The following is a 21,272-nucleotide window of genomic DNA, read 5'->3' on the forward strand; positions in this document are numbered from 1 at the left end:
ATGAAGTCTCCGCGTGTTCGGGAGTCCTTTTTGTCTGCGCGGTGCAACATGGCTTGACACGAGCCATTGCCCTTTATCGACCAATATCCACGCCAACTGGAGTCCCGCATGAGCGCTGCGCCGCTGGCCGAAACCGATCCCCTGCAGATCCTTGTCTACGCCGACTCGCTGTCATGGGGCATCGTGCCCGGCACGCGCCGGCGCCTGCCGTTCCCGGTGCGCTGGCCCGGCCGGCTGGAGCTGGGCTTGAACGCCGAAGGCGGCGCCCCGGTGCGCATCATCGAAGACTGCCTGAACGGCCGCCGCACGGTCTGGGACGATCCCTTCAAACCCGGCCGCAACGGCCTGCAGGGGCTGGCGCAGCGCATTGAAATCCACTCGCCGCTGGCACTGGTGGTCCTGATGCTGGGCAACAACGATTTCCAGTCGATGCACCCGCACAACGCCTGGCACGCCGCCCAGGGCATCGCCACTCTGGTGCAGGCCATCCGTAGCGCGCCGATCGAGCCTGGCATGCCGGTGCCGCCGGTGCTGGTCGTCACCCCACCCCCGATCCGCACCCCGCGCGGCCCGCTGGCGCCCAAGTTTGCCGGCGGCGAGCATAAGTGGACGGGCCTGCCGCAAGCCGTGGCCGAGGTCTGCACGCAATTGGGCTGTCCGCTGTTCGACGCCGGCACCGTGATCCAGAGCAGCGAGGTCGACGGCGTGCACCTGGATGCCGACGCGCACCTCGCACTCGGCGACGCGCTGCGCCCGGTCGTGTGGCAGATGCTGCGCGCCTAGCGCGCCGTTCCTGACACCTGCCTGCGGCCGGCTGAAACATCACTCCTGACAGCAGGTGTCAGGAGACCCGGCGCACAATGCGGCCGCTCTCACACGGAACGCCGCCAGGAGGCTGTCATGGAGTTGCTGATCAATATCGATGTCGACGATCTGCCGCGCGGCATCGACTTCTACGCGCAGGGGCTTGGCCTGACGCTGAACCGCAAGCTGTTCGACGGCACCGTCGCCGAAATGCTGGGCGGCAATACTCCGATCTACCTGCTCGCCAAGCCCGCCGGCACCCGCCCCACCACCCGCGCCGACACCCGGCGCGACTACCGCCGCCACTGGACCCCGGTCCACCTCGACTTTGTCGTCGCCAACCTGGAACAGGCCATCGAACGCGCGCTGGAAGCCGGCGCCGAGATCGAGGACTGGCCGCAGGACTTTGACTGGGGGCGGCAGGCAACGCTGTCAGACCCGTTCGGGCATGGCTTGTGTTTTATCGAATGGAAGGGCGCGGGGTACGGGGCGTAGCCGGCTGAGCCCGCCGTACCTGCGACACCAGCGGTTTTCGGACTATTCGCGTATCCGTGGCCTGGCCCAAATGTCACATTTCCATGCGGCATCGGGCTTGCCTGTTTCCCTGACGCTCGCGTTGTAATAACATTGTGCTGACGCGCAATGAGGGGCAAGAAATGAAAGCGACGATCCGCAAGATGGGCAACTCACAAGGTGTCCTGATCCCCAAGGCAATCCTGGCGCAGCTAGGTCTGGAGAATGAAGTGGAAATGGAAATCGTGAATGACGCGCTGGTGCTCCGGCGCCCTAGGCAAGCACCGCGGCAAGGCTGGGCGGAAGCCAGCCAGGCCATCGCCGCGGCCGGTGACGACGCCCTGGTATTGGGCGACTTCCCCAACACCGACGACGCGGAGCTGAAGTGGTAGCGCGCGGCGACGTCTGGCTGGTTGCGCTTGACCCGACCGTCGGCAGCGAGATCGAGAAGACACGCCCCTGCGTCATCCTCTCGCCGCCGGAAATGCACGACTACCTGCGCACCGTCACCGTGGCGCCAATGACCACCGGCAGCAGGCCGGCACCGTTTCGCGTCCCGGTGACCTTCCAGCGCAAGACTGGCCTGATCCTGCTGGACCAGCTCCGGACCGTGGACAAGTCCCGGCTGGTCAGGCGGGCCGGCGGCCTGAGTGACAGGATTGTGGAGGACACCTTGCGGACATTGCGCGAAGTCTTTGCAGACTGAGCCGTGACGCAGAAGCATTTAATGCCGGCAATCTGGCGTCATTTGGATTCATAAGCATACGAAAAAGAAATAGACGCCAGATTCATTCCCGCTGCGCCATCTGGACGCAATTGCGTTAATCTGTGGCCATCGCCCCGGTCAGACGATCCCTGCCCAGGCGACAGTCTCACTCGCCACATAACCAGAATATCTCCAGAACTCCTATGCGCAGCACGTCTCTCATCAAGCGTCTGGCGGTCGCAGTGTCCGCCCTTGGTTTTATCGCCGCCGGCAGCGCGTCGCCCCAGGAACAGACTATCCGCGTTGGCACCGTCAGCGGCCCGGACGCCGAGGTCTGGCAAGTCGTCCAGAAAGTGGCCAAGCGCAATGGCCTGAACGTCAAGGTCGTGGAGTTCAACGACTACGTGCAGCCCAATGCCGCACTGGATGCCGGCGACCTGGACGCCAACAGCTTCCAGCACCAGCCCTACCTGGACAGCCAGGTGAAGCAGCGCGGCTACAAGATGCAGAGCGTGGGCTACACCTATATCTCGCCGCTGGGTATCTACGCGAAGAACCTGAAGTCGCCGAAGGACCTGCCGCAAGGCGCCAAGGTAGCCGTGCCCAACGACCCGTCCAATGAGAACCGCGCGCTGCTGCTGCTCCAGTCGCAAGGCGTGATCAAGCTGAAGGCAGGCGCCGGCACCAACGGTGTCAACGCCACCCCGCTGGACGTGGCCGAGAACCCGAAGAAGCTGAAGCTCGTGGAACTGGATGCCGCCCAGCTGGCCCGCGCCCTGCCCGATGTCAGCGCCGCCGTGATCAACACCAACTACGCGCTCGCCGCCGGCCTGCAGCCGACCAAGGACGCGCTCGCGCTGGAAGACATCCACAGCCCGTACGCCAACATCATCGTCGTGCGCACGCAGGACAAGGACAAGCCGTGGGTCAAGAAGCTGGTGGCAGCGTACCAGTCTGAAGACGTGCGCCAGTTCATGAAGGCCCAGTACAAGGGCGCGATGGTGCCGTCGTTCTGATTGCACGTGGCACACCGGATCGCCGTAGCGCAGTCCGGCCAGCGATGCCGCGTGTGCCCGCCGGAGGTGCTTGCAAATTTGTGAACCTTCGGTAAAATGCGCCGCTCACATTGCCCAGGTGGCGGAATTGGTAGACGCACTAGGTTCAGGTCCTAGCGGTGGCAACACTGTGGAGGTTCGAGTCCTCTCCTGGGCACCAAGGTTTCAAAGCGAGAAGCCCGCACGAAAGTGCGGGCTTTTTGTTTTTACAGCCGCCAACGGACATTGACGCGGTTCAGCGTTTTTGCGGCTGCCCCAGGACCGGGGGCGCCGGCGGCGGCAGCGGCGTGGCAACCGGCTCCAGCCCGGTGGTTCGCACGATCGTGGCTGCCGCCGGGGACGCCAGGAACCGAACAAACCGCGAAGCCGCAGCGCTCTGGTGGCCAGCCACCATCCCGGCGGAGAAGAAGACCCGTTGCTGCAGTTCGGCTGGCAGCGGGCCGACGAAATCCAGCTCCTTGAACGGCAGCAGCTCGCTGACTTGCTGGAAGCCGATTTCCGCATCGCCTCGGGCCACCACGGCGCCGACGCGCTCGCTGTTGATCTTGCGGGCCTTGTCCTTGATCTGGTCCGCGACGCCGAGCCGGTGGAACAATTCACCAGACAGATAAGTCCCACTGGCGCTGGCTGAATACGCAATCGATTTAGCGTTGAGCAAGGTCTGCTTCAGGCCCTCCACGGTGCTGATGTCGGGCTTGGGCGTGCCCTTGCGGACCGACATGCCGATCAGCGACTGCGCCAGGTCCACCCGGCTGCCCGCTGCCACCTTGCCCTCCGCTATCAGCTTGTCGAGACCCGAGTCCGCCAGGATCACCACATCAAAGGTCTCGCCGCGTGCCAGCCGGCTGGGGATGGAATCGGGTGCATTGCCCATCGACGCGCCGTAGGCGGTGATGATCCGGTCCTGCGTGGCGGCTTCATACAGCGGCACCAGCTGCTGGTATGCCGCGGTGAAACCGCCCGAGGTAATCACATGGATATCGTCTGCCCAGGCGGGCGCGGCCAGCCATACCAGGAAAACCAGTGCGGCCTTTCTGGCGGCCAGGGCGGTCAGCTTCATTTTGTCTCCTTGATCTCGTTGCTGGCGCCGCAAGAGCTCCAGTCTTCCTCGTTCTTCTGCATTGCCAGAGTAGTCGCGCAACACTATTCTGTGAATTGCAATGTTCTGATGATTTCATGCATGTCACGCATCAATTTCGCACTTGAGGATTTGCAGGCATTTATCGCCACGGCGGAGAAAGGCAGTTTCCGGGTGGCAGCCGAGACTCTGCATATCTCGCAACCAGCGCTGAGCCGCCGGATCGACAAACTTGAAAAGACGCTCGGCTCTCGCCTGCTTGAACGCACCACCCGCCGCGTGGAGATGACACCCGTCGGCAGGCAGTTCCTAGAGGAAGCGCGGGCTGCTCTGGATATTCTCGACAGCGCAGTGTTCCGCCTTGGTGACGAAGCTGCGCTCCGGCGCGGGCTGGTGACGGTGGCGGCGATACCGTCTGCCGCGGCGCATCTGCTGCCCGATGCCATCAGCGTGTTTGCAGCCCGTCATCCTGGCGTGCGCGTGCGCGTGATCGACGAAAGCGCCAACGCGGCGCTGTCCAGCGTGCTGTCGGGCGAATCGGACTTTGGGCTCAACTTCATGGGTTCCCAGGAACCCAATATCGAGTTCCGCCCGATCCGTACCGAGCCCTATCTGCTGGTGTTGCGGCGCGACCATCCCTGGGCCGATCGCAAGTCGGTCGCATGGGCGGACCTGGCGGGGCAGCGCATGGCCGGCGTGTCCAGGCAAAGCGGCAATCGCGCCCTGATCGAGAATGCCATCGCCCATCTTGAACAGCGCCCGACCATCTATTACGAAGCCAACCACGTCGTTGGCGTGCTGGCGCTGGTGGAAGCCCGCCTCGGCATGGCCGTGCTGCCGGGCCTGGCACTGCCACGCGATCATCCCCGCCTGTGCGCCATCCCGCTGACCGAGCCTGCCGTGGACCGTGTCCTGGCGCTGATACGCCGTCGCGACCGAGCGTTGCAGCCTGCGGCCAAGGCGCTGTTTGACATCCTCACTTCTGAGGCTGAAATGTCCGCCGATTGACCAGCAACAGCGGCCCACCGCATCTCAACTGGATTTCTTGCGCCAAAGCCGGCCGAGGGACTTGCAAAATCCGCAGCGCGCTGTAAAATCCGGCGCTCACCTTGCCCAGGTGGCGGAATTGGTAGACGCACTAGGTTCAGGTCCTAGCGGTGGCAACACTGTGGAGGTTCGAGTCCTCTCCTGGGCACCAAGGTTTCAAAGCGAAAAGCCCGCACGAAAGTGCGGGCTTTTTGTTTTGCCTCGACGGACTCGTCATTCATCCGCGCACAGCTTTGCCGCCGTCTGGTCCAGCTGCGCCTTCACCATTGCCAACAGCGAATACACGTTGTGGCAACCCTCCGAACGCTCGCTCTCGATTTCAACCAGCAACAGGAGGGCATTTGCTCAAGGGAGTCGATCGTACCAGCCGGCACGATATGCCGGGATCCTGCAGGGTGATGGGTAGACATTTGCATCGCGCTTATCTCCTACTAACCAGAGAGAGCCCGCCAGCCCAGGTGAGAGGAAGGTGGCGGGCCTGACAACGGGGGTGACATACCGGGGAACCTCAGCAGAAGAAGACCCGGCCAGCCTTGCAACTGCCCCGCCCGGCCCGCCATGGAAACATGGTTGCCCGCGCGACTCTTGATTGAATGAGATCGAATCTGCCGAGGTTCTTTCGGGTTGTCACCCCCGCTCAACGAACCCTTCGGCGAGGCTTGCAGTTTCCCGCCCCCGCTATAGTGCGGCGATAAGACGTTTCGCATTCGCCACTCCGTCACCGATCGCGTACATTATTCCTATCCAAAGGCGCGGCCGTGCCGCCTGACAAGAATCACTACGGAGACCTACCGTGGGCAAACTACAAGAGCGTCGCCATTTCCTGGGAGCCGCGCTGGGCGGCCTGCTTGTCCCCGCCCTGCCCGCCTGCGGCGGCGGCAATGACGATCCGCCCAACCCTCCCGAGCCGGTTCCCGAATCCCAGATCACCCAGGCCATTGCCCAGCTCGACAAGCTGGCCGCCGACCTGATGGCCAGTTCCCGCGTGCCGGGCATGGCCGTCGCCGTGGTGCGCGGCAACCAGACCGTTTACGCCAAAGGCTTCGGCCGTCGGCTGGTGACCGACCCCGCGCCGGTCGATGCCGACACCGTGTTCCAGCTGGCATCGGTGTCTAAATCCGTCGGCGCCACCGTGGTGGCACGCCAGGTCGGCCGTGGCGGCATCGGCTGGGATACGCCGGTGCGCGCGCACCTGCCCTGGTTTGCGCTGTCCGACGCCGAGGTCACGCAGGCCGTCACCATCGGCGATCTCTACGCCCACCGCTCCGGCCTGCCCGACCACGGCGGCGACCTCCTTGAAGACATGGGATACGACCGCCGGCAAGTATTGACGCGACTGCGCTACCTGCCGCTGCATCCGTTCCACGCGGTCTACGCCTACACCAACTTTGGCCTGACCGCCGCCGCCGAGGCGGTCGCCACCGCGGCCGGGATCGACTGGGCCACGCTGTCCGAGCAAGCCATCTACCAACCCCTGGGAATGACCCGCACCAGTTCGCGCTACGCCGACTTTGCCGCACGCGACAACCGCGCCCTGGGCCACGTCAGAGTCAATGGCAACTGGGTGCAAGGCGCGGGCCGGATGCCGGATGCGCAATCCCCCGCCGGCGGCGTCAGTGCCTCGGTCAACGACATGGCGAAATGGCTGGCGATGCTGCTCGCCAAGGGCGAGTTCGCCGGGCAACGCGTGGTCGACGCCGCCGCGCTGGCCCCCGCGCTGAGCCAGCAGATGCAGAGCAGTCCGCCCGTCGACGGACGCCCTGCCGGCTACTACGGCTATGGCTTCAATGTCGGCACCACCGAACTTGGCCTGACCTCCTACAACCACTCCGGCGCCTTCGTGGCCGGCGCGGCCACCAACTTCACCGCGTTGCCGGCGCTCAACCTGGCCATCGTGACGCTGACCAACGCGCAGCCCATCGGCGTTCCGGAAACCCTGAGCGCACAGTTCTTCGACCTGGTGCAATACGGCGCCATCCGCCGCGACTGGGGCAAGATCTACGGCGACGCATTCGCGCCGCTGCTGGCGCCGGAAGGCCGCCTGGTCGGTCAGCCGCGCCCCGCCAGTCCGCTGCCGGCGCGTGCACTGTCGGCGTACACCGGCACCTACCAGAACGACTACTACGGCCCGCTGCAGGTCGCCGACCAGGGCGGCACGCTGGTGATGACGCTGGGCGCCACCCCGCTAGTGCTGCCGCTGAGCCACTGGGACGGAGACGTCTTCACTTTTACGCTCGAAAACGAGAACGCCACGCCGGGCACGATCTCGCAGGCAGCGTTCTCCAGCGACCGCGTGTGGCTGGAGTATTACGACCACGAAGGCTTGGGCATGTTTGTCCGCTAGTACTGCAAGTTGTGCCGGGCCAATTCAACCAGGAGAATGACGCATGAGTAGCTGGCTGGCAAAGGCCGTTGGCGCGCTTGGCTGCGCCCTGGCGTTCCTGGCAGGTCCGGCGTGCGCCGCGGATCCAGCGACCCTGACCATTTCGGCAGGCACGCAGCAGCGCAGCTGGACCCGCGACGAACTGCTGCGCGATCCGCGCCTGGCCGAGGTGCCGGTGGATGACGACAACCTGAAGCGCCGCCTCACATTCAAGGCCATCCCCCTGACAGCCCTGCTGCAGGGCATGCCGGTGAACGACAGCGCCAGTGCCACGACCGCGGCCAGCGATGGCTATGTTGCCCACTTGCCGATGCGCCTGTTGCTGGCCGAGCGCGCCGACGGGCCACGCGCGTGGCTGGCGGTCGAGAACCCCGCCGCGCCGTGGCCAAGGCTCAAGGACCAGGACATCGGCCCGTTCCGCCTGATCTGGACCGTGCCATCCGGGCGCGCCGCCGCGGCGATCAACGAGAGTCACTGGACCTACAGCATCGTGCGCATCGACATCACCGCGTCGCCCGCCGAGCGCTATGCAGCCATCCGGCCCGCCGCTGGCCAGCCTGCCGATGGACCGGTCATGCGCGGCTTCGCAACCTTCCAGCGCGTCTGCTTCTCGTGCCACTCCCTCAACCGGGTCGGCGACGCCAACCTCGGCCCCGACCTGAACGTGCCGTACAACCCGGTGGAGTACCTGGGCGACGACAAGCTGGCCAGGCTGATCCGTGACCCGCAGTCATTGCGCTGGTGGCCGAACTCGCGCATGTCGGCCATCGACGAACAGACGCTGTCCAGCGCGGACCTGAAGGACCTGCTGGCATACCTGCGCCATATGGCCGGGCGCAAGGCGGCCGCGCCCGCTCACGCAACGCGATAGCGCTGAATGACCTCCGGATCCGGGTCGATGCCCAGGCCCGGGCCAGTGGGTACCGCGATCATGCCGTTCCGCGGCACCACGGCATCGCCAAGCACTTGCGCGTCCATGTCGAAATAGCGCCATTCGATCATGGCCGCGGCATCCCCCAGCGCTGCCGTGGCGTGAATACTGGCCAGCAGCCCCGGACCGTCATAGAAGGTATGGACCATCACTTGCGTGTTGTGCGCCTCGGCCAGCGCAAAGACGTTGCGCAAGGCGCTGATGCCACCCATCTTGGCCGGGCTGGGTTGCACCACATCGACGGCGCCCACACTGAGCAGGTGCTGGAACTCCATCAGCGTGGTGGCATTCTCGCCGGCGGCGACCGGGATGGCGCACTGCTGGCGCAGGGCGGCCAGTCCGGCGTAATTCTCCGGCGGCCACAGGGGTTCTTCCAGCCACCGTAGCGAAGAGGGTTCCAGCGCGCGCGCCATGTCGATGGCCTCATGGAGCGGCCACGGGCAGTTCGTATCCAGCGTGATCTCGATATCCGGGCCTGCCGCTTCGCGCGCGGCGCGGATGACCGTCAGGTCGACCTCATGCAGCTTCAGGCTCCGGTAGCCATCGGCGATGGCCCGCCTGACGTTGACCGCGATCGTTGCGGGATCGGCATACCGGATCAGGCTGGCATAGGCAGGCAGGCGGTCCCGCCGCGCGCCGCCGAGCAGCCGGTGAACGGGCAGCCCGGCCGCTTTGCCGCAGAGGTCCCACAGGGCGATATCGAGCGCGGACAGCCCGTAGAAGATGGCCCCGCTGCGCCCGAAGACATGGAACCTGCGCTGCAGGTCCAGGCCGATGGCGTCGATCTGGGTTGCGTCCCGGCCGATGCAGGCAGGTGCCAGCATCTGTTCGATGGCAGCCTTGACCGCCGGAATCCCCACGAATCCGAAGGTCTCGCCCCAGCCGGCCAGCCCGTCGTCGGTCGACACCTTGAGCAGCAGCGAGTCGGCGGCCTGCATCCCGGCGCCGCCCCAGACGCCCGCGGCGGGAACGCCGCCCACCGTGAACGGAACGCGCAGGACGATGGCTTCGATGCTCGCGATCTTCATGGCGCGCCCTCCTTCCGCTACCCGCAGTCCGCCCGTGCATCGCATAAGGCGATGCCGGGCAGAGTTCAATATAGGCGAGAAGGCAAGGAACCGAATGACCGCTGGTCACCTACTCGATCGTCACCTTCCCGTCCTTCACCAGCTTGGCGAACTTGACCGTCTCGTCCTGGATCCTCTTGGCAAACTCTTGCGGGGTGCTCGCCATCGGCTCGGCCCCGACCGCCGCCATGCGCTGCTGGAAGTCCGGCGATTTCACGATCTTGACGATCTCGGCGTTCAGCCGCGTCACGATGGGCGCCGGCGTGGCGGCCGGCGCCAGCACGCCGAACCAGGTGCCGATATCAAAGCCCTTCAGCCCCGCCTCTTCCAGCGTCGGCACATCAGGCAGGACACTGGAGCGCCGCGCGGTGGTCACGGCCAGGGCGCGCAGCTTGCCCGACTTGATGTGCTGCAGCACCGGCGTCAGGGTATCGAACGACATCGTCACCTGCCCGCCGAGCAGATCGGTCGTCAGCGGGCCGCTGCCCTTGTAAGGCACGTGCAGCAGCGGCGCACCCGTGGCGGCCTGGAACTGGGTGCCGATCAGGTGCTGCGCGGTGCCGTTGCCATTGGAGCCATAGGCAAACTCCGGCGACGCCTTCTTCGCCAGGGCCACCAGTTCCGTAACGTTCTTCGCCGAAGTCTTGGCGGCATTGATGACCAGCACGTTGGGAACCATGGCGACCGTGGCGATGGGCGCCAGGTCCTTCTGGAAGCTGTAGGGCAGCTTCTTGTAGACGCTGCTGGCGATGGTATGGTGGACCGCGCCCATCAGCAGGGTGTAGCCGTCGGGCTTGCCCTTGGCGACGTAGTCCGCGCCCACGGTGGCGCCGGCGCCGGGCCGGTTCTCGACGATCACGGGCTGGCCCAGGCTTTTCGACAACTGGTCGCCCAGCGCGCGGGCCAGCACGTCGGTGGTGCCGCCCGACGGGAACGGCACCACCAGGGTGATCGGCTTGGCCGGCCATTCCTGTGCCAGGCAAGTGCCGCTGAGGATAAAGCCGGCTGCCAGCATGGCCACACCGGAAATACGACGCACGAGTTCAGTACCACGCATGATTTGTCTCCTGAATATTCTATGTTTCCCGCCAGCTTCGGCGGGTTGACGCTCTAATTCACCTGCGAAATTGCCTGCCTTCCCGCAAATGTGGCCGCGCACCCCAGCTCGGCCTCAATAAACAGCAGCCGGTTGTACTTGGCCACGCGGTCGGAGCGGCTCAGCGAGCCGGTCTTGATCTGCGTGGCCGCGGTGCATACGCTCAGGTCGGCGATGGTGGTGTCTTCCGTCTCGCCGGAGCGGTGCGACATCACCGATGCGTAGCCGGCCCGCTCCGCCACCGTGATGGCCTGCAGGGTCTCGGTCAGCGTGCCGATCTGGTTCGGCTTGATCAGGATGGCGTTGGCCACGCCTTGCGCGATGCCTTCCTCGAGGATCGCGGCATTGGTCACGAACAGGTCGTCGCCCACCAGCTGCACGCGCCCGCCCAGGCGCTCGGTCAGCAGACGCCACCCTTGCCAGTCCTGCTCCGCCATGCCGTCCTCGATGGTGACGATGGGGTACTGGCGCACCCAGCTGTCCAGCAGGTCGACAAAGCCGTGCGCGTCATAGCTGCAGCCTTCCGACTGCAAGGCATAGCGGCCGCCGTAATAGAACTCGGAGCTGGCTACGTCCAGGCCCAGTGCAATGTCACGGCCGGGCCGGAAGCCGGCGGCTTCGATGGCCTGCATGATGACCTCGAGCGCATGCTCGTTCGACGCCAGGTCCGGCGCGAATCCGCCTTCATCGCCCACCGCCGTGGCTAAGCCGCGCGCCTTCAGCACGCCCTTGAGCGTATGGAACACTTCCGCGCCCCAGCGCAATGCCTCGGAGAAGCTTGGCGCGCCAACCGGCAGGATCATGAACTCCTGCATATCGACGCTGTTGTCGGCATGCGCACCACCGTTGACGATATTCATCATCGGCAGCGGCAGGCGGTTCTCTGTCCTCCCGGCGCCAACCGACCGGTACAGCGGCAAGCCGGCCGAAGCCGCTGCCGCCTTGGCGCTGGCCAGCGAAACGGCCAGCAGCGCATTGGCGCCAAGGCGCGACTTCTCTGGCGTTCCATCGAGGCGGATCAGGCAGGCATCCACCTCAGCCTGGTCCGCGGCGTCCAGGCCGTTGAGCGCTCGCGCGATATCGACGTTGACGTGCTGCACCGCCTTCTGCACCCCCTTGCCGAAATAGCGTCGCTTGTCGCCGTCACGCAGTTCCAGCGCTTCACGCGATCCCGTGGATGCGCCGGACGGCGTGGCAGCGAAGCCCTCCGCGCCATCGGCCAGCACGACCTGGGCCGCCACCGTCGGGTTGCCCCGGGAATCGAGCAGCTCGTAGCCGCGGATTTCCCTGATTGCAGTCATGTAGATCCCCTTACTGGACCTGCGCGATGCGCAGCAGGTTGGTGGTGCCGGCCACGGTGAACGGCAGGCCGGCCGAGATGACGATCTGCTGCCCGGCCACGCCGAACTGCTCTTTCAGCACGGTGCGGCTGGCCAGCTCGGTCATCTCCAGCACATCGACCACTTCATGACAGAGCACCGCATGCACGCCCCAGGCCAGCGCCAGCCGGCGCGCAGTGGCCACGCGCGGCGTCATGCCCAGGATCGGCACTTCGGGCCGTTCGCGCGCCATGCGCAGCGCGGAGTAGCCTGAGCTGGTGTAGGTGACCGCGGCAGGCACGCGCAGCAGGTTCGCCACGTGCCGGACGGCATAGCCAATGGCGTCGGCGGCTTCCGCGCGCGGCTCCGAATGCGAGGCCTGGATGGCTTCGTGGTAGTGCGGGTCCGCTTCGGTGCGCGTGATGATGCTGTCCATCATCTGCACGGCCTCGACCGGATAGCTGCCCGAGGCCGATTCGGCGGACAGCATCACGGCGTCGGCGCCGTCGTAGATGGCGGTCGCCACATCGGAGGCCTCCGCGCGCGTCGGCACCGGCGCGCTGACCATCGACTCCAGCATCTGGGTGGCAACGATCACCGGCTTGCCGGCCTTGCGGCAGGCGCGCACGATGCGCTTCTGCAGCGACGGCACCTGTTCCGCCGGCATTTCAACGCCCAGGTCGCCGCGTGCGACCATGACCGCATCCGACGCCGCCACGATCGCTTCCAGGCTCTGGATGGCTGCGGGCTTCTCCAGCTTGGCGACAATGCCGGCGCGGCCGTCCACGATCTGCCTGATCTCTTCGATATCCTCGGCGCGCTGCACGAACGACAGCGCAATCCAGTCCACGCCCAGCGACAGGCCAAAGTCCAGGTCGCACCGGTCCTTCCCGGTCATCGCCGACAGGGGCAGCACCACGCCCGGCACGTTGACGCCCTTGCGGTCGGACAGCGTGCCGCCGTTGATCACGGTGGTTTCGGCGTACTCCGGACCGCCCCGCTCCACGCGCAGGCGCACGCGCCCATCGTCGACCAGCAGTTCCGCGCCCGGCTGCAGCGCCGCGAAGATCTCCGGATGCGGCAGGCTGACCCGCTCCACCGAGCCCGGCACGCTGGCATCCAGGTCCAGCCGGAATGCCGCCTGTGCGGCCAGCTTCACCGGGCCATCGGCAAAGGTGCCGATGCGCAGCTTGGGTCCTTGCAGGTCCAGCAGCACGCCGATGGGGCGGCCGCGCTCCTGCTCGATGGCGCGGATGCTGTGCAGCCGCTGCTCGTGGTCGGCATGGGTGCCGTGGCTGAAGTTGAGCCGGAACACATCGGCACCGGCGTCAAACAGGCGCTCGATGGTGGCCGGGTCTGTACTGGCGGGACCGAGCGTGGCCACGATCTTGGCGTTGCGAATGCGTCTCATGCGGATGCTCCAGATGCGCGCGTCAGCAAGATCGCGCGAAAGTCGTTGACATTGGTCAGCGTGGGACCGGTAACTACGGCATCCCCCAGCGCCTCGAAAAATCCATGGCCGTCGTTGGCGGCCAGCGCATCCTGCGGGCGCAGGCCGGCGCGCCAGGCACGTTCCAGCGTGTCGGGGCCGAGCACGGCCCCTGCGATCTCTTCCTGGCCGTCGACACCATCGGTGTCGCCCGCGATCGCATGAATGCCGGGTTCGCCGCGCAGCGTCAGCGCCAGCGACAACAGGAACTCCACGTTCCTGCCGCCCCTGCCCGCGCCGCGCACGGTGACCGTGGTCTCGCCACCGGACAGCAGCACGCACGGCGCAGCAAACGGCTGGCCATGCCTGGCGGCTTCCAGCGCGATACCGCCCAGGACCTTGCCGACATCGCGGGCTTCGCCTTCGATGGCGTCGCCCAACGTGTGCACGGCATAGCCGGCCTCGCGGCCCACCTGCGCAGCCGCTTCCAGCGCCAGCCGGGGCGTGGCGATGAACTCGGTGCGGATGCGCGGCAAGCGCGGGTCGCCGGGCTTGAGCGTCTCTGCGGCGTCGGACGCCAGCACTGCCATCACGTTGGGCGGCAGGTCGATCGCATACCGTTTGACGATGGCCAGCGCATCGGCGCGCGTGGTCGGGTCAGGCACGGTCGGACCCGAGGCGATATCGATCGGGTCATCGCCCGGCACATCGGAAATCAGCAGGTTCAGCACCCGCGCCGGATAGCAGGCCGCGGCCAGCCGGCCGCCCTTGATGGCGGACAGGTGCCGGCGCACGCAATTCATCTCCGAAATCGTGGCGCCGGACTTGAGCAGCGCGCGATTGACGCGTTGCTTGTCGTCAAGCGTGATGCCGGCAAGCGGCAGTGGCAGCAGCGACGACCCGCCGCCCGAGACCAGGCAGATCACCAGGTCGTCCTCGCCCAGGCCCGCCACCAGCTCCAGCATGCGCTGCGAAGCGGCCAGCCCGGCGTCGTCCGGCACGGGGTGCGCGGCCTCCACGATCTCGATGCGCGAACACGGCACCGCATAGCCGTAGCGGGTGACGACCAGGCCTTCAAGCGGGCCGGGCCATGCCGCCTCCAGCGCGTTCGCCATGGCCGCCGACGCTTTGCCGGCCCCAATGACAACGGTGCGTCCGCGCGGCGGCGGCGGCAGGTGCCGCGCCAGGGTCCTGGCAGGCTGCGCGGCGGCGACCGCCGCTTCGAACATGCGCTGCAGCAGCACGGTGGGCTCGGAATATGGCTTGGTCACGTCGGCCCCTTAGTGCATCAGATTGGCGTGGGCATCCGCCGCGGCGGCGATGCGTGCGCGTAGCGGGGTTTCATCCCGGCTCGCCGGCACCGCATCGGCTTCGTCATCGAGCTTGCCGTCCAGTGCATCGGCCAGTTGCCGGCGGTCCACCGCCCCCACCCATCGTGCAATGGCCAGTGTGCCCACGGCATTGCCGATCGTGTTGGTGATGGCACGCGCCTCGGACATGAAGCGATCGACACCGAGCAGCAGCACCATGCCGGCAACCGGGATCTTGCCCAGCGACGCCAGCGTTGCCGCCAGCGTGATAAAGCCGGAGCCGGTCACGCCCGCCGAACCCTTGGAGGTCAGCAGCAGCACGCCAAGCACCACCAGTTGGTCCGTCATGGTCAGCGGCGTATTGGTCGCCTGGGCCACGAAGATCGCGGCCATGGTGTAGTAGATGCACTGCCCGTCCGGGTTGAAGGTCAGGCCGGAAGGCACCACCAGCCCCACCACTGGCTTGCTGACGCCGGCGTTTTCCAGCTTGCGCATCAGCTGCGGCACCACCGACTCCGACGAGCTGGTGCCGAGCACGGTGAACAGCTCATCGCGGATGTACTTCAGGAACTTCCACAGGCTGAATCCGGACAGCCGGGCCACGCCCCCCAGCACGATCACCACGAACAGGAAGCAGGTGATGTACATCGTGCCCATCAGCTTGCCCAGCGAGACCACCGAGCCCAGGCCGTATTTGCCCACGGTAAAGGCCATGGCGCCGAACGCCGCGATCGGCGCCAGCCGCATAATCATCCCCACGACAGTGAAGATGCCGTGCGTAAAGGAATCCAGGAAATCCACCACCGGCCTGGCGCGCGCCCCGATATGCGACAACGCAATGCCGAACAACGTGGCAAAGACCAGGATCTGTAGGATGTCGTTCTTGGCCAGCGCGTCGACGATGCTGGTCGGCACCAGGTTCATCATAAAGTCGATGAACGTGTGCGGTTTCTCCGCGGCATGCGTGTAGCTGGCGATGGCCTTGGTGTCCAGGTGCGCCGGATCGATATTCATGCCATGGCCCGGCTGGACCACGTTGACGACGACTAGGCCCAGGGCCAGCGCAAACGTCGACAACACCTCAAAGTAGATCAGGGCCCGCACGCCGACGCGGCCGAGCTCCTTCATGTTCTCCATGCGCGCGATGCCGAGCACCACCGTCGCAAAGATGATGGGCGCGAACACCATCTTGATCAGCTTGATGAACACGTCGCCAAGCGGCTTCAGGTCACTCGCGATATCGGGCGCCCACACGCCCAGGGCAACGCCGGCGCCAACGCCTAGCAATACCTGGACATAGAGCTTGCCAAGCAGCCTATGAATCATTGCTGTCTCCTGCTGTGTCTTTAAGGCAAAGCGCTCCCCGGCGCAGCTCTCAACGGCTGCTCCTCATGCCCGGAAGGCTGTACGGGCCGTGCAGGCCCGCAGGATGCGCCCCGGCCTGGCCGGGACGCGCGGCTGGCGTGGCCTGGCGCTCAGGCCGCCTTCGCCTGCTTGCCGGCGGCGAGGAGGTCGCACACGGCCTTGGTCACTTCAGCGGTGGTCGCCTTGCCGCCCAGGTCGCCGGTATGCAGCGCCGGGTTGGCGGTCACGGCTTCGACGGCCTGCATCACGCGCTGCGCCGCCTCGTTCTCGCCAAGGTGTTCCAGCAGCATGACCACCGACCAGAAGGTGCCGACCGGGTTGGCCAGGCCTTTACCCATGATGTCAAAGGCCGAGCCGTGGATCGGCTCGAACATCGACGGATACCGGCGCTCCGGATCGATATTGCCGGTCGGGGCGATGCCCAGGCTGCCGGCCAGCGCCGCGGCCAAGTCGCTCAGGATGTCGGCATGCAGGTTGGTGGCGACGATGGTGTCCAGCGACGCCGGACGGTTCACCATACGCGCCGTGGCCGCATCGACCAGTTCCTTGTCCCAGGTGACGTCCGGGAATTCCCTGGCCACCTGCACAGCAACTTCGTCCCACATCACCATGGCGTGGCGCTGCGCGTTGGACTTGGTGATCACCGTCAGCAGCTTGCGGGGACGCGACTGGGCCAGCTTGAAGGCAAAGCGCAGGATGCGCTCCACCCCCACGCGGGTCATCATGCTGACGTCGGTGGCTGCCTCGATCGGGTGGCCCTGGTGCACGCGGCCGCCCACGCCCGAGTATTCGCCTTCCGAGTTCTCACGCACGATCACCCAGTTCAGGTCCTCCGCGGCACAGCGCTTGAGCGGCGCATCGATGCCGGGCAGGATGCGCGTCGGGCGCACGTTGGCGTACTGGTCGAAGCCCTGGCAGATCTTCAGGCGCAGGCCCCACAGGGTGATGTGATCCGGGATATGCGGGTCGCCGGCCGAGCCGAACAGGATGGCATCCTTGTCGCGCAGCGCGTCCAGGCCGTCGGCCGGCATCATCACGCCGTGCTGGCGATAGTAGTCGCCGCCCCAGTCGAAGTCTTCGAATTCAAAGCGGAAGCCTGCGCCGGCAGACGCCAGTGCCTCCATCACTTCACGGCCGGCCGGCACCACCTCCTTGCCAATGCCATCGCCGGGGATCGTTGCAATGCGGTACGTCTTCATCTGTGTCTCCTGGTCTGAATCGCGTTGAGTACGTGGAGCGGATTCTGGGCCGTGGACAAGGTATTGGATCGCTTGTAGAGTTAAACCATTCTTAACCTGAAATTAAAGATGGAATGGCTTCATCGTCCGGTATTCAGCCTTCCGAGCTGGGCTTTTTCACATCAGTCGCCACCGCAGGCAGCCTGAGCGCGGCCGCACGCGGCCTCGGAATCACAACGGCCGCGGTCAGCAAGCGGCTGGCGCAGATGGAGGCGCGCATCGGCATGCCGCTGGTGACGCGCACCACGCGGCGCATGAGCCTGACGCCGGAGGGCGAGGTCTATCTGGAGCACGCACGGCGCATCCTCAGCGACATCGACGACCTGGACCAGATCCTGACCCGCTCAAAGGGCCGGCCGAGCGGCCTCTTGCGGGTCAATGCCACGCTGGGGTTCGGGCGCATGCATGTGGCGCCAGTGATTTCCGAGTATGTCGCTGCCTACCCGGAGGTGGACGTCCAGCTCCAGCTCTCCGCCGACCCGCCGCCGCTGACCGAAGACGCCTTCGACGTCTGCATCCGCTTCGGCCAGCCGCCCGACGCCCGCATCGTGGCCAGGAAGCTGGCGCCGAACCGACGCCTGCTGTGCGCCTCGCCCAAATACCTGCGCAGCCACGGCACGCCGCATACGCCCGCGGACCTGCGCCTGCATAACTGCATCGGCATCCGCCAAGGCAGCGACGCCTATGGCGTATGGCGCCTGACCTCAGGCAAGGGGGCGAAGGCGCGGACCGAATCGGTCCATGTGCGCGGCAACCTCACCACCAATGACGGCGAAATCGCGGTGAACTGGGCGCTGGAAGGCCACGGCATCGTGATGCGCGCCGAGTGGGATATCGAGCGATTCCTGCGCAGCGGGCGCCTGGTGCAGGTACTGCCTCAATACGCGACGCCGGAGGCAGACATCTACGCCGTCTACCAGCAGCGGCACCAGCTGTCGTCCCGGATCCGGCTGTTCGTGGAGTTCCTGGCGGCGAAGTTCAGTGAGTTTGGGAAGTAGCGGCGACAAGCAGTCAAGCGTTCACGCAGGCGAAAAAAGCTCAACGCCTATTGGCTCTCGATCCACTGAATCGCGAAGCGCATCAGCTCCTTGCCGTTGGGAATATCCAGCTTTTCCTTGATGTTGGCCTGATGTGCCTCGATGGTCTTGACGCTGCGATTCAGCTTCGCGGCGATCTGGCGGGTGCTGAAGCCGAGTCCGATCAGGTGCAGGACTTCGAACTCCCGTTCCGAAAGGCTCGCGATCGAGCCCGTCGGGTTTTTTTGAGGAGCCTTCAGGGCCCGCGCCAGCTTTTCATGCATGGCGGCGCTCAGGTAGACATTGCCTGCCATCACCTCGCGGATGGCGTTCACAATATGCTCCGTGGCCTCAAGTTTCATCAGATACCCGTTGGCGCCTGCCCGCAGTGCGCGTTCGGCAAACAGCGTTTCGTCATGCATGCTGAGGACAAGGATTGCCAGCTTTGGATAGTGTTGCCGAAGCGTCTTGACAAGATCCAGGCCGGAATTCGAGTGCAGGCTGAGGTCCACAATGGCCATGTCAGGCTGGCAGGTCATCAACGCCAGCGCATCTTCGGCACTACCGGCCGCACAGCAGACGTGCAGGTCCTCATGCAGATTCAGCATTTGGCTTAACCCCTCCCGGATGATGGGGTGGTCATCCACGATCAGGATCTGGGTCGCGCGGCCCGGGCTAGATGGCTGCTGTTGCATGGCCCGGACTCTCTGGTATCGGATAGCTGATGGCAACCGTGGTGCCACCCAGAGCATTGCGGGTGATCGTGCAGGAGCCGCCCAGGAGGCTTGCCCGGTGACGCAGGTTGTGAAGACCCAGCCCCGAAGCACGCTCCATTTTTTCCGGGTCGACCCCCACCCCATCGTCACTGATGGAAAGGCGCTGCATTCCGCCTTCGCGCTCGAGGTCGATCCCGATGTGGTGTCCCTGGCTATATTTCAGCGCATTATTCACGGCTTCCTGTGCTGCACGGTAAAGGTTGATCTGCATCGGCGGATCCAGCATGTCCACGTCTGACCCGATGCGCAGCGTGCAGTCTATGCCGTCCAGTGCGCAGGTCGTCTGCGCCAGGCCTTGCAGTGCGACCGCAAGGCCACCCGATTCCATGGCGACCGGGTCCAGGCCATGGGCAATCTTGCGAGTCATCAAGGACGCCTGCTTCACCAGTCCGACGATGGTAGCCGCGTCCGCGGCAGCCGGGTGGCCATGCTTCTGCAGTGTTTGATTCAAGGTGGCGCAGTAGAAGCCCAGGCTGGTGAGGTGCTGCCCGAGGCCGTCATGCAGTTCCCGGCCGATGAGCCTCTGCTGCTGATCGCCGATCCGGATCAGTTCCGCTTCCAGCAGACGACGACGCGCCATCTCCTGCTTCAGCTCATGGTTTGCCCGCTCCAGGTCCCGGGTTCGCTCCTGCACGCGCCGCTCCAGTTCGATGTGGGATGCCTGCAGCAGGCGATGAACGCGCTTCTCCTGGGCATGTGCCGCCACCAGCAGCAGCCCGGTTACTGCCACGACGTTCGCGAAGGCGCACCATCTCACAAGGCTATCCACTGGAGACTCGGCGGCAAAGGGACCGGTGCCGTTCGTGGTGCCCCAGATGGCCACGATCGAGACCATCAGAGTTGCGAAGGTGGTGCCCAGATGATCGAAGCGCAGAGCCGCCCAGATAATGAACGGAAGAATCGCCAAGGCTGAAGGATAGTAGCCGTGCCCGGCAAGTTCGGGAGCGCCGAAGATGAGGAAACTTGCCCAGAGGATGGCAACGGCCAGTCCGCACGCTTCCACGGCCTGCTTTGCGGAGTGCACAGGGCCAGGACTCGCAAGCAAGCTGAGCAGGGGCGGCGCCACCACCAGCACCCCCATCATGTCACCGAGCCACCATTCCAGGACTGCTTTGCCGTACTCGGAAGCCGACACCCGGCCCGCTCCAAAGAGGGCGGTCGCGCCAATCAGGGCACTCACTGCCGTGCTGACCGCCGCAGCCAGGATGACGAAGGCCAACACGTCCCTGATGCGGTCGAGGGTGATCTGGAATCGGGCCACGCGCGTCAACAACAACGTGGCCGTCAGGGCTGCAGCCGTCGCGCCGAAGCCAATCAGCGCGGCCATTGGCAGTGGCACGCCGACCGACATATTGGCAAGAAAGGAGCCAATGGCAATTCCGGGGGCGGCTGCGAAGCCCATGACAAGGAGCGCAACGAGGGCGATGCCGCTGGAAGGCCACACCAGAGACACTGCACCGCCCACTACTGCATAAGCCAGTCCCAGCCTTGCACTTGCGAAATACGCCAAAGCGACAAATCCGGTATAGACGAAAAGTCTGAGCCTTAAGTTGCGCGGGATAATAAACATTGTTCGCTTCAAATCCTCGGGAACAGACACTGTCACAGCCAGTCATTTCTATCGTTAAGCGGAATGACGACACTCTTGCGAAAGTGAATGTTCCATGCAGCTGCGGCAAATCACGAGCCTGCACCGAATCGATGCAAGGTGAAGTTCTGCAAAACCATGGTGCCGCAACACTACTATGAATCTACTTCAGAACTCCCCCGCGCGGTAAGCGTGGCCGGACGGATTCGATCGCCACCGTGCAGTAATGCAGGGTGAGTCTTCCCTGCCGACCGGCTAGGGCAATCCCCTAGCCTCTTTTCGGAAAAAAGCCTTATTCATATGCTTGCTGTCAGGGCCTACATTTCATTGCACTTGTGCGAAGTTGCGACCCTCAAGCTGAAGCGAAAGAAGAATCGTTTCGGTGTTTTTGCAACGACCTGAAATGGAGGTAAGAAAAATGATAAAGACAGTCATACTGCTCGCTGCGGCGAGTGCGGCGCTTAGTGCCGGAATTGCCTATGCCGGCATCGGGGCGCGGGATGTCTACACTGACGGCGCCAGCACGATGGGGCCGCGAGACCCATATTCCG

19 protein-coding genes and 2 tRNA genes are annotated in these 21,272 nt (G+C 65.2%); 11 read left to right on the top strand and 10 right to left on the bottom strand.

Going from position 1 to position 21,272, the window contains the following annotated elements; translation table 11 throughout:
• The first annotated feature begins 108 nt into the window (after nt 1-108).
• From AC3WL8_RS17775 to AC3WL8_RS17800, 6 genes are all read left to right on the top strand, one after another.
• The gene (locus tag AC3WL8_RS17775; protein ID WP_211979797.1) at nt 109-783 is read left to right on the top strand and encodes an SGNH/GDSL hydrolase family protein; all 675 of its coding nucleotides are present in this window, start codon (nt 109-111) and stop codon (nt 781-783) included.
• Between the two features lie 117 nt (nt 784-900).
• A complete protein-coding gene (locus tag AC3WL8_RS17780) occupies nt 901-1,299 on the top strand; it encodes a VOC family protein (RefSeq protein ID WP_013957015.1) in 399 nt (132 codons plus the stop codon).
• 161 nt (nt 1,300-1,460) lie between these two features.
• Nucleotides 1,461-1,709, top strand: a complete 249-nt coding sequence (locus AC3WL8_RS17785) for an AbrB/MazE/SpoVT family DNA-binding domain-containing protein (protein ID WP_013957016.1) — start codon at nt 1,461-1,463, stop codon at nt 1,707-1,709.
• Nucleotides 1,703-2,023, top strand: coding sequence for a type II toxin-antitoxin system PemK/MazF family toxin (locus tag AC3WL8_RS17790; protein ID WP_013957017.1), 321 nt, complete (start codon nt 1,703-1,705; stop codon nt 2,021-2,023). The genes AC3WL8_RS17785 and AC3WL8_RS17790 overlap by 7 nt, the downstream gene beginning before the upstream one ends.
• 203 nt (nt 2,024-2,226) lie before the next feature.
• Complete coding sequence (locus tag AC3WL8_RS17795) at nt 2,227-3,039, top strand: MetQ/NlpA family ABC transporter substrate-binding protein (RefSeq protein WP_013957018.1); 813 nt, start codon at nt 2,227-2,229, stop codon at nt 3,037-3,039.
• Nucleotides 3,040-3,151: 112 nt separating this feature from the next.
• A tRNA-Leu gene (locus tag AC3WL8_RS17800) sits at nt 3,152-3,238 on the top strand.
• 75 nt (nt 3,239-3,313) lie between these two features.
• Here AC3WL8_RS17800 and AC3WL8_RS17805 read toward each other — a convergent pair.
• Nucleotides 3,314-4,138 carry a substrate-binding domain-containing protein gene (locus tag AC3WL8_RS17805; RefSeq protein ID WP_211979798.1) on the bottom strand — a complete coding sequence of 275 codons (825 nt, stop codon included), beginning with the start codon at nt 4,136-4,138 and terminating at the stop codon, nt 3,314-3,316.
• A gap of 120 nt (nt 4,139-4,258) precedes the next feature.
• Here AC3WL8_RS17805 and AC3WL8_RS17810 point away from each other — a divergent pair, with 120 nt between their 5' ends.
• From AC3WL8_RS17810 to AC3WL8_RS17825, 4 genes are all read left to right on the top strand, one after another.
• On the top strand, nt 4,259-5,164 hold the full coding sequence (locus tag AC3WL8_RS17810) for a LysR family transcriptional regulator (RefSeq protein ID WP_041228411.1): 906 nt from the start codon (nt 4,259-4,261) through the stop codon (nt 5,162-5,164).
• A 103-nt stretch (nt 5,165-5,267) separates the two neighbouring features.
• Nucleotides 5,268-5,354 (top strand) — tRNA-Leu (locus AC3WL8_RS17815).
• Between the two features lie 642 nt (nt 5,355-5,996).
• Nucleotides 5,997-7,547 carry a serine hydrolase gene (locus AC3WL8_RS17820; RefSeq protein WP_211979799.1) on the top strand — a complete coding sequence of 517 codons (1,551 nt, stop codon included), beginning with the start codon at nt 5,997-5,999 and terminating at the stop codon, nt 7,545-7,547.
• 43 nt (nt 7,548-7,590) lie between these two features.
• On the top strand, nt 7,591-8,457 hold the full coding sequence (locus AC3WL8_RS17825; protein ID WP_211979800.1) for a c-type cytochrome: 867 nt from the start codon (nt 7,591-7,593) through the stop codon (nt 8,455-8,457).
• On the opposite strand, the gene AC3WL8_RS17830 is transcribed toward AC3WL8_RS17825, so the two are convergent.
• The 7 genes from AC3WL8_RS17830 to AC3WL8_RS17860 all read right to left on the bottom strand — a co-directional run bounded on the left by AC3WL8_RS17830 (nt 8,442) and on the right by AC3WL8_RS17860 (nt 17,302).
• Nucleotides 8,442-9,545 carry a mandelate racemase/muconate lactonizing enzyme family protein gene (locus AC3WL8_RS17830; protein ID WP_211979801.1) on the bottom strand — a complete coding sequence of 368 codons (1,104 nt, stop codon included), beginning with the start codon at nt 9,543-9,545 and terminating at the stop codon, nt 8,442-8,444. The genes AC3WL8_RS17825 and AC3WL8_RS17830 overlap by 16 nt on opposite strands.
• Nucleotides 9,546-9,654: 109 nt before the next feature.
• Complete coding sequence (locus AC3WL8_RS17835) at nt 9,655-10,641, bottom strand: tripartite tricarboxylate transporter substrate binding protein (protein ID WP_013957025.1); 987 nt, start codon at nt 10,639-10,641, stop codon at nt 9,655-9,657.
• A gap of 53 nt (nt 10,642-10,694) precedes the next feature.
• On the bottom strand, nt 10,695-11,981 hold the full coding sequence (eno, locus tag AC3WL8_RS17840; RefSeq protein WP_211979802.1) for a phosphopyruvate hydratase: 1,287 nt from the start codon (nt 11,979-11,981) through the stop codon (nt 10,695-10,697).
• Between the two features lie 10 nt (nt 11,982-11,991).
• Nucleotides 11,992-13,410: a pyruvate kinase gene (gene pyk / locus AC3WL8_RS17845; RefSeq protein WP_211979803.1), complete on the bottom strand. Its 1,419-nt coding sequence runs from the start codon at nt 13,408-13,410 to the stop codon at nt 11,992-11,994.
• Nucleotides 13,407-14,657, bottom strand: a complete 1,251-nt coding sequence (locus AC3WL8_RS17850; RefSeq protein ID WP_211982269.1) for a glycerate kinase type-2 family protein — start codon at nt 14,655-14,657, stop codon at nt 13,407-13,409. The genes pyk and AC3WL8_RS17850 overlap by 4 nt, the downstream gene beginning before the upstream one ends.
• Before the next feature lie 51 nt (nt 14,658-14,708).
• Nucleotides 14,709-16,064, bottom strand: a complete 1,356-nt coding sequence (locus AC3WL8_RS17855) for a dicarboxylate/amino acid:cation symporter (RefSeq protein ID WP_013957029.1) — start codon at nt 16,062-16,064, stop codon at nt 14,709-14,711.
• Nucleotides 16,065-16,213: 149 nt separating this feature from the next.
• Nucleotides 16,214-17,302 (bottom strand): tartrate dehydrogenase, encoded by a 1,089-nt coding sequence (locus AC3WL8_RS17860; RefSeq protein ID WP_013957030.1) that lies wholly within the window; start codon nt 17,300-17,302, stop codon nt 16,214-16,216.
• A gap of 113 nt (nt 17,303-17,415) precedes the next feature.
• Here AC3WL8_RS17860 and AC3WL8_RS17865 point away from each other — a divergent pair, with 113 nt between their 5' ends.
• Nucleotides 17,416-18,339: a LysR family transcriptional regulator gene (locus AC3WL8_RS17865; protein WP_211979804.1), complete on the top strand. Its 924-nt coding sequence runs from the start codon at nt 17,416-17,418 to the stop codon at nt 18,337-18,339.
• Between the two features lie 47 nt (nt 18,340-18,386).
• On the opposite strand, the gene AC3WL8_RS17870 is transcribed toward AC3WL8_RS17865, so the two are convergent.
• Nucleotides 18,387-19,052 carry a response regulator gene (locus tag AC3WL8_RS17870; RefSeq protein WP_211979805.1) on the bottom strand — a complete coding sequence of 222 codons (666 nt, stop codon included), beginning with the start codon at nt 19,050-19,052 and terminating at the stop codon, nt 18,387-18,389.
• Complete coding sequence (locus AC3WL8_RS17875) at nt 19,033-20,703, bottom strand: sensor histidine kinase (protein ID WP_211979806.1); 1,671 nt, start codon at nt 20,701-20,703, stop codon at nt 19,033-19,035. The genes AC3WL8_RS17870 and AC3WL8_RS17875 overlap by 20 nt, the downstream gene beginning before the upstream one ends.
• Between the last annotated feature and the right edge of the window lie 569 nt (nt 20,704-21,272).

This window comes from Cupriavidus sp. FW305-F7 (assembly GCF_058782875.1).

What these genes read in the sequence shown, in the direction of transcription:
- AC3WL8_RS17785 (WP_013957016.1), top strand. Translation starts at nt 1,461, where the DNA reads ATGAAAGCGACGATCCGCAAGATGGGCAACTCACAAGGTGTCCTGATC.
- AC3WL8_RS17775 (WP_211979797.1), top strand. Translation starts at nt 109, where the DNA reads ATGAGCGCTGCGCCGCTGGCCGAAACCGATCCCCTGCAGATCCTTGTC.
- AC3WL8_RS17835 (WP_013957025.1), bottom strand. Translation starts at nt 10,641, where the DNA reads ATGCGTGGTACTGAACTCGTGCGTCGTATTTCCGGTGTGGCCATGCTG.
- AC3WL8_RS17875 (WP_211979806.1), bottom strand. Translation starts at nt 20,703, where the DNA reads ATGTTTATTATCCCGCGCAACTTAAGGCTCAGACTTTTCGTCTATACC.
- eno (WP_211979802.1), bottom strand. Translation starts at nt 11,981, where the DNA reads ATGACTGCAATCAGGGAAATCCGCGGCTACGAGCTGCTCGATTCCCGG.
- AC3WL8_RS17860 (WP_013957030.1), bottom strand. Translation starts at nt 17,302, where the DNA reads ATGAAGACGTACCGCATTGCAACGATCCCCGGCGATGGCATTGGCAAG.
- AC3WL8_RS17780 (WP_013957015.1), top strand. Translation starts at nt 901, where the DNA reads ATGGAGTTGCTGATCAATATCGATGTCGACGATCTGCCGCGCGGCATC.
- AC3WL8_RS17795 (WP_013957018.1), top strand. Translation starts at nt 2,227, where the DNA reads ATGCGCAGCACGTCTCTCATCAAGCGTCTGGCGGTCGCAGTGTCCGCC.
- AC3WL8_RS17810 (WP_041228411.1), top strand. Translation starts at nt 4,259, where the DNA reads ATGTCACGCATCAATTTCGCACTTGAGGATTTGCAGGCATTTATCGCC.
- AC3WL8_RS17865 (WP_211979804.1), top strand. Translation starts at nt 17,416, where the DNA reads ATGGCTTCATCGTCCGGTATTCAGCCTTCCGAGCTGGGCTTTTTCACA.
- AC3WL8_RS17825 (WP_211979800.1), top strand. Translation starts at nt 7,591, where the DNA reads ATGAGTAGCTGGCTGGCAAAGGCCGTTGGCGCGCTTGGCTGCGCCCTG.
- AC3WL8_RS17870 (WP_211979805.1), bottom strand. Translation starts at nt 19,052, where the DNA reads ATGCAACAGCAGCCATCTAGCCCGGGCCGCGCGACCCAGATCCTGATC.
- AC3WL8_RS17850 (WP_211982269.1), bottom strand. Translation starts at nt 14,657, where the DNA reads ATGTTCGAAGCGGCGGTCGCCGCCGCGCAGCCTGCCAGGACCCTGGCG.
- AC3WL8_RS17830 (WP_211979801.1), bottom strand. Translation starts at nt 9,545, where the DNA reads ATGAAGATCGCGAGCATCGAAGCCATCGTCCTGCGCGTTCCGTTCACG.
- AC3WL8_RS17805 (WP_211979798.1), bottom strand. Translation starts at nt 4,138, where the DNA reads ATGAAGCTGACCGCCCTGGCCGCCAGAAAGGCCGCACTGGTTTTCCTG.
- pyk (WP_211979803.1), bottom strand. Translation starts at nt 13,410, where the DNA reads ATGAGACGCATTCGCAACGCCAAGATCGTGGCCACGCTCGGTCCCGCC.
- AC3WL8_RS17855 (WP_013957029.1), bottom strand. Translation starts at nt 16,064, where the DNA reads ATGATTCATAGGCTGCTTGGCAAGCTCTATGTCCAGGTATTGCTAGGC.